The following is a 1,905-nucleotide window of genomic DNA, read 5'->3' on the forward strand; positions in this document are numbered from 1 at the left end:
ACTTCACTTATTGCTGCTTTTAGCCTGAGTTCAACCCAGACAAGCCTATCCTAATACTTTCAGACATATAATTGTTAACAAACTGGAAAATTTATTAATAAATATTTTTATAACCCAATTAGGGATGTAAATGAAATCTCCTGAATACCACTAAAAATGGGTACAGTAACTGTACTGCACCCTAATATTATTATTCTTATTTAAATTCTAATTGATAACTATTTCTAGCAAACTAGAAACGGATACCCAACTGTCCGTTAAAACCTCGAACTGAATTATAACCTGCCCCTAAAAAAATATTTTTAGTAGCACCGACTTGGACACCACCAGAAACAGCAACACCTTTATCATTGGAATAGTATCCCAAACCGACATAGGGAGATACAATTGGTAGAGGTAAAAACTTTAGCACATCAACACCAGTAGAGCCATCAGGACCAACACCAATCTCTGCACCAAGATTCAATGCTCTGGCTCCTGCGGAATAAGTGATGTCACCATCTTTACTACCAACAGATACCCAAGGTTGGGGTATAAGTTGTGCAGAAGCAGTAAGTGGATTCAATAAAGCCAGTAAACTTGCTGAAGCAATTAGGGTTTTAGTTAGTAGTTTCACGTTCATCTCCTCATAAATACGATATGTAATGCGATCGCTGATAAATTGTAGTATTTTTAACAGCATTTACAGCTAAAAGCTAATAAATCCTTTAGTAATTGTGACGATTTTTACCTTATTTCTGTGCCCAATGATGTTGTTGTTGGTTATCAAAATTAGCCTAGTTTTCCCCAATATTCTTAAATTCTCTTTGGGAATAATAAATTAGCACAATTTCAACAACCAGGAGAAATTAAGTTGGTATGCGATCGCAGCAAGTTTAAAATAGGCAGATGGGGAATTTAGGGGAATACCCTCCCGCGATCGCACAAACTCCATGCAACATTTCCGACAAAAAGCCCGTAAAGTGATACCGTAGTCATTTTATACAGCTAAATTTATGCTCAAGTACCCCAACAAAAGCGGCTTAATCCCAATTGCCACCTTCTTCACCTTATTTACCCTAGCTACAGCAACTTATTATAGCTGGACTCAACAACCAGTATCGGCAGGTAAAACCATGCATCTGGCTCAAAAAACCGCACCTATCGACATCAAAAAGTTACCACAACTAGTAGGTAAGGCAACAGTGGTGATGATAGTAAATAAAGCACCCATCACAATCGAGGTTGACGGTACAAATGCCCCAATTAGCGCGGGTAATTTTGTAGATTTGGTACAGAGAAAAGCTTATGATGGGCTTGCCTTTCATCGTGTTGTCCGTGAACCCGAACCATTTGTAGTTCAAGGTGGTGATCCTCAAAGTAAAGACCCGAAAATCCCTGCGGAAGCATGGGGAACGGGTGGTTGGATTGACCCAGATACAGGTAAAATTCGCTACGTACCTTTGGAAATTAAACTAAGGGGTGGGAAGCAGCCTATTTACGGAAAAGTTCTGGAAGATGGTAAGATTCCGGTGTTAAAGCATAGACGAGGTGCTGTGGCAATGGCTCGTGCGAATGAGGCAAATTCGGCATCATCACAGTTTTATTTTGCTCTGAGTGATTTAGGGTTTCTTGATGGTAAGTATGCTGTGTTTGGTTATGTCACTAAAGGGATGGATGTGGTGGACAAGATTAAACAAAGCGATCGCATTCAATCCGCTAGGGTTGTGAAGGGTTTAAATAATCTCAAAAAATAATTTATCATTGTTTGTAGGGTATGGTTTTATAGAACAACACGGTATGCGTAAAACTCAGTCACTTTAGTGCTGAGATATAAGCGACACGGGCGATTTTAATCGCATTGAATCTTTTTAGGTTCTGGCAATGTATCTATTAAATCTTCGACGATTTGAGTAATAGTCTTGT

2 protein-coding genes are annotated in these 1,905 nt (G+C 39.0%); one reads left to right on the forward strand and one right to left on the reverse strand.

Annotated elements, in window-relative coordinates; genetic code table 11:
• Positions 1–232: 232 nt before the first annotated feature.
• Positions 233–622, reverse strand: a complete 390-nt coding sequence (locus CK510_RS29890; protein ID WP_095725060.1) for a hypothetical protein — start codon at positions 620–622, stop codon at positions 233–235.
• A gap of 373 nt (positions 623–995) precedes the next feature.
• Between CK510_RS29890 and CK510_RS29895 the strand changes: the two genes are divergently transcribed.
• On the forward strand, positions 996–1,736 hold the full coding sequence (locus tag CK510_RS29895; RefSeq protein ID WP_095725059.1) for a peptidylprolyl isomerase: 741 nt from the start codon (positions 996–998) through the stop codon (positions 1,734–1,736).
• Positions 1,737–1,905 lie beyond the last annotated feature (169 nt).

The sequence above is a fragment of the Brunnivagina elsteri CCALA 953 genome (assembly GCF_002289455.1).
Taxonomy (GTDB): domain Bacteria; phylum Cyanobacteriota; class Cyanobacteriia; order Cyanobacteriales; family Nostocaceae; genus Brunnivagina; species Brunnivagina elsteri.

Bases quoted from the DNA above. Each gene is read 5' to 3' on its own strand.
- CK510_RS29890 (WP_095725060.1), bottom strand. From the start codon at position 622: ATGAACGTGAAACTACTAACTAAAACCCTAATTGCTTCAGCAAGTTTA.
- CK510_RS29895 (WP_095725059.1), top strand. From the start codon at position 996: ATGCTCAAGTACCCCAACAAAAGCGGCTTAATCCCAATTGCCACCTTC.